This is a genomic window from uncultured Granulicatella sp. (assembly GCF_963515095.1).
GTDB lineage: Bacteria > Bacillota > Bacilli > Lactobacillales > Aerococcaceae > Granulicatella.
Genome location: NZ_CAUPXD010000058.1, coordinates 1 through 4,132 on the forward strand (window position 1 = coordinate 1; position 4,132 = coordinate 4,132).

The window sequence follows — 4,132 nt, forward strand, 5'->3', positions numbered from 1 at the left end:
AGCTATATAGGATAAGTTAGTGCTTGTTGCACTTGACTTGACAATTCACGATTTTATTCTAATATCCATTAATACTAAATGTTTGCTTAGTGATAAAATTAAATCTAAATCATCACTAAAATCAATTCTTAGAGTACTATTTATAATATCTAGAATTTTTAATACGAGATTATTAATTCTATTTGTAATTACAAAATTTGGTGCGAATTTTATATATGAATCAGAAGGAAGTACAGAAACAAACTGTAACATGAAAGCATCCGATTCTTTTCTGCAAAAAAGAACACCATACATATTTTCAATAATATTAATATATTCTCTAGTAATATTTTTAAATTTATCACTAAACTTTTCATTTTGGTAAGAAGCTAAAATACGGTGATTTTTACTAATTCTATTAATCGAAACAATAATATATTTCATAAAATAGTCGAATGAAATTTCAGACATTGAGATTCCGTTTTTATTATTCTCTTCAACAATACTTTTAATTAGTTCTTCATATTCTCTAGTATTGAATTCGTCACTATAGTTATTTATAATACAAATTCGTTTATCTAATTCTGAACCAACAATTCTAACACCATAATTAGGTCGTCTTTCAATTTCTAAATTATATGTAGCTACATCGTTTTCAATTTTCTTTAAAATATTTGAAATAGTATTTCTAGATATATATAATTCCTCACTAAAATAGTCAATTTTCACAAACGTTTCTTCATTCAATAGTATTTTTAAAATAAATTTTTTTCTCTCATCTGTTGTATTTGGAAAATTAATTTCATTTGACTCCTCAATAAGTTTATCAAATAATTGATGATTCTTAATTTCTAATAAATATCCGTAATGTTTTTTGGAAATAATACTTGCTCCATATTTTTCTATAATTTCATTTATTTCTTTAATTCTATTTCTAAATGTTTTATCACTAATCGATAACTCTTTTGATAAATCGCGTGAAGTCTTAAATTCATTTTCAGAAAGTCTAGTTAAAATCTCATACAAATTTGCATCCATATTAAATACTCCTATTCTACACTACAAATTCTAAACCTAATGAAAATGTACGTCAATATACCGAATATTTTATGAATTAAATTTTTTCCAAAAAAACAAGCATTTGTAACAATACGAAAAAATTTATCTACTAAATGATTTTTTCTGTGAGAATAAGACTCACTTTTACAAACTTACTTTCATCCATTGCTACTTCGTGTCAGTTCAAACACTTTTATTATTATTATTTTTCCCTCTAAAGATTTTTAGATAATCATTACTATTATTTACAATAATTTGGAAATAACTATCTCTAAAACACCCCCTCATAAACACCCGTCAAAATAGAAATGGCTTTTCCCCGTAGCACGAGTACTAGAAGCCGTCCCATCGGATTCTAGTACTGGAAAATTTGAGACCCTAGGCTCAAATTTTAGCCAAGAGACCGATAGGGCTACTGGCGTCCATTGCTACATTCGGAAAAGTCAATTTCTATGATCTTATATGAAAAAACACCCTGTGGAAATCCACAGAGTGTTGAAATGTTGATATATAAAATATTAACGTTTTGAGGCTATGGCTCTTTCAGAGCTTCGCAGCCGTGGCTGTAAGTTGCTAAAGCAACAACACCCACGTCAATTGTTCACACCAGTTCTCAATAAAAAAGTACCCTGTAAAAACAGAGTACTTTGAATTCGTAATATATAATATTAACGTTTTGAGAATTGTGATGCTTTACGAGCTTTTTTAAGACCTGGTTTTTTACGTTCTTTCATACGAGGATCACGAGTTAATAAACCAGCAGCTTTTAAAGCGCCACGGAAATCAGGATCAACTGTTAATAATGCACGAGCGATACCATGACGGATAGCTCCTGATTGACCAGTGAATCCACCACCATTAACGTTTACTAATACATCGTAAGTTCCGATTGTTTCAGTAATGTTTAAAGGTTGTTTGATTACTTCGTGTAAGTAAGCAAATGGAATGTATTCTTCAATTGATTTTTTGTTAATAGTAATTTTACCTGTCCCTGGTACTAAGATAACACGGGCAGTTGAGTTTTTACGGCGTCCAGTGCCGCGGTATTGTGCTTGAGCCAATGCTTTTTCCTCCTTAAATTAGTGATTGGATGTCTACTGCTACTGGTTGTTGTGCAGCATGTGGATGTTCAGCTCCACCGTAAACATGTAATTTAGTAAATTGACGACGTCCTAAAGAGTTTTTAGGTAACATGCCTTTGATTGATAATTCAACTAATTTACGAGAGTTGTTTGCACGTAATTCACCAGCTGTACGAGCAGTCAATCCACCTGGGTGGTTTGAGTGGTGATAGTAAACTTTATCAGATGCTTTTTTACCTGTTAAAGCAACTTTATCAGCGTTGATGATGATTACGAAATCACCTGTGTCAACGTTAGGTGTAAATGTTGGTTTGTTTTTTCCACGTAAAATGCTTGCAGCAACAGCTGAAAGACGTCCTAATGGTACATCAGTAGCGTCGATTACAACCCAGTTACGTTCAGTAGTGCTAGCTTTTGCCATAAATGTTGTACGCACGATTATTTCCTCCAAATTCTTCTTGGTATTTCTTCACATTGAGTTTAACGGGGCTCAATGGTGGTTTATCTAATTGGAATATCGAGTGATTCCTTTACTAATTGTAAATAATCTCTCAGATAATTATTTAGCTAATGCTGATTTAGCTTGTTCAGCTAAAACAGTGAATGCTGCTGCATCGTTAACTGCTAAGTCAGCTAACATTTTGCGGTTCATTTCGATACCAGCTAATTTTAAGCCGTGCATTAATTTGCTGTAGCTTAATCCGTTTAAGCGAGCTGCCGCATTGATACGTGCAATCCATAATTTACGGAAATCACGTTTCTTTTGACGACGGTCACGGTAAGCATACATGTATGATTTCATGACTGCTTGTTTAGCTGTTTTAAATAATTTTGATTTCGCTCCGTAGTAACCTTTAGCTAATTTTAAAACACGGTTACGACGACGACGAGTAACTGTTCCACCTTTAACACGTGGCATAATTAATTCCTCCTTGGTCTTTCAGTCTCTTGCGACTGTCTAGAAAATGTAATAGTTTTGCGTGCTGAATTAACGCATTTGACTTAATTGTTGTTTAATACGTTTGATGTCAGTAGCGTGAACCATTGTTTGTTTACGCAAGTGACGACGTTGTTTCTTAGTTTTACCATGGAAACGGTGGCTTGTGAAGGCTTGTGAACGTTTTAATCCTCCACCACCTGTACGTTTGAAACGTTTAGCTGAACCACGGTGTGTTTTTTGTTTTGGCATGAGACTTTCCTCCTGTTACTTTTTACTTATCATTTTTGGGCGCTAACATCAAGAACATGCTTCGTCCGTCCATTTTTGCCTTTTGTTCGACAGTTGCAAGTTCACTAACTTGTTCTGCCAAACGTTCTAAAACCTTTTGTCCAATCTCTTTATGAGTAATGGCACGTCCTTTAAAGCGGATTGTAGCTTTCACTTTGTCGCCTTTTTCAAGAAACTTTTGCGCTGCTTTCAATTTCGTATTAAAGTCGTTTTCATCGATTGTAGGGCTTAGACGCACTTCTTTGATATTGATGACTTTTTGATTTTTACGAGCTTCACGTTCTTTCTTTTGTTGCTCAAAGCGATACTTACCATAATCCATAATTCGAGCAACTGGTGGTTTTGCATTTGGCGAAACTAAAACTAAATCTAGTCCAGCTTGTTCTGCTAAACGTAATGCATCGTTTTTTGTTTGAACACCAATCTGTTCACCGTTATTGTCAATAACACGTAACTCACGAGCTCGAATTCCATCATTGACCATCATATCTTTTGCTATGATTGTTCACCTCCAAAATTTTTGAGAGAAAAAAGCAAAAAAGCAACGAGAACAAAATATCCCCGCTGCCAATGTCTTCATTAAATAAACATTACTATCGGCCCAAGGACTTTTGTCAACTTAGGCGAGAAGCGGGATGCTTCTGCTTGTTTTCTCAACTTCTGTAGTTTACAGTAATCCTCTACTCTTGTCAACAATTTTCTACAAAATTATTTTTATTTTTTTAAATCGCCGAATTGTAAAATGAAGTGCAACAAAAAACATAACTATCTGATATACTTAAGT

At 33.5% G+C, this 4,132-nt stretch carries 6 protein-coding genes and 1 other annotated feature; all 6 genes read right to left on the reverse strand.

What is annotated here, in order from left to right; genetic code table 11:
- Window positions 1-45 precede the first annotated feature (45 nt).
- The 6 genes from RWL86_RS08290 to infC all read right to left on the reverse strand — a co-directional run bounded on the left by RWL86_RS08290 (window position 46) and on the right by infC (window position 3,835).
- On the reverse strand, window positions 46-1,017 hold the full coding sequence (locus RWL86_RS08290) for a helix-turn-helix domain-containing protein (RefSeq protein WP_314078778.1): 972 nt from the start codon (window positions 1,015-1,017) through the stop codon (window positions 46-48).
- A 689-nt stretch (window positions 1,018-1,706) separates the two neighbouring features.
- Window positions 1,707-2,099 (reverse strand): 30S ribosomal protein S9, encoded by a 393-nt coding sequence (gene rpsI / locus RWL86_RS08295; protein ID WP_006702950.1) that lies wholly within the window; start codon window positions 2,097-2,099, stop codon window positions 1,707-1,709.
- Window positions 2,100-2,112: 13 nt separating this feature from the next.
- Window positions 2,113-2,556 carry a 50S ribosomal protein L13 gene (rplM, locus tag RWL86_RS08300; protein WP_006702951.1) on the reverse strand — a complete coding sequence of 148 codons (444 nt, stop codon included), beginning with the start codon at window positions 2,554-2,556 and terminating at the stop codon, window positions 2,113-2,115.
- A gap of 123 nt (window positions 2,557-2,679) precedes the next feature.
- Entirely contained in the window at window positions 2,680-3,039 is a 360-nt protein-coding gene (gene rplT / locus RWL86_RS08305) for a 50S ribosomal protein L20 (protein WP_006702952.1), read from the reverse strand.
- 69 nt (window positions 3,040-3,108) lie between these two features.
- Window positions 3,109-3,309, reverse strand: coding sequence for a 50S ribosomal protein L35 (gene rpmI / locus RWL86_RS08310; RefSeq protein ID WP_005605917.1), 201 nt, complete (start codon window positions 3,307-3,309; stop codon window positions 3,109-3,111).
- Between the two features lie 22 nt (window positions 3,310-3,331).
- Window positions 3,332-3,835: a translation initiation factor IF-3 gene (gene infC / locus RWL86_RS08315; RefSeq protein ID WP_006702953.1), complete on the reverse strand. Its 504-nt coding sequence runs from the start codon at window positions 3,833-3,835 to the stop codon at window positions 3,332-3,334.
- A 43-nt stretch (window positions 3,836-3,878) separates the two neighbouring features.
- Window positions 3,879-4,001 (reverse strand) — a sequence feature (ribosomal protein L20 leader region).
- Between the last annotated feature and the right edge of the window lie 131 nt (window positions 4,002-4,132).

Excerpts from the sequence above, each read along its gene's own strand:
- RWL86_RS08290 (WP_314078778.1), bottom strand. The coding sequence starts at position 1,017 with ATGGATGCAAATTTGTATGAGATTTTAACTAGACTTTCTGAAAATGAA.
- rplT (WP_006702952.1), bottom strand. The coding sequence starts at position 3,039 with ATGCCACGTGTTAAAGGTGGAACAGTTACTCGTCGTCGTCGTAACCGT.
- rpmI (WP_005605917.1), bottom strand. The coding sequence starts at position 3,309 with ATGCCAAAACAAAAAACACACCGTGGTTCAGCTAAACGTTTCAAACGT.
- infC (WP_006702953.1), bottom strand. The coding sequence starts at position 3,835 with ATGATGGTCAATGATGGAATTCGAGCTCGTGAGTTACGTGTTATTGAC.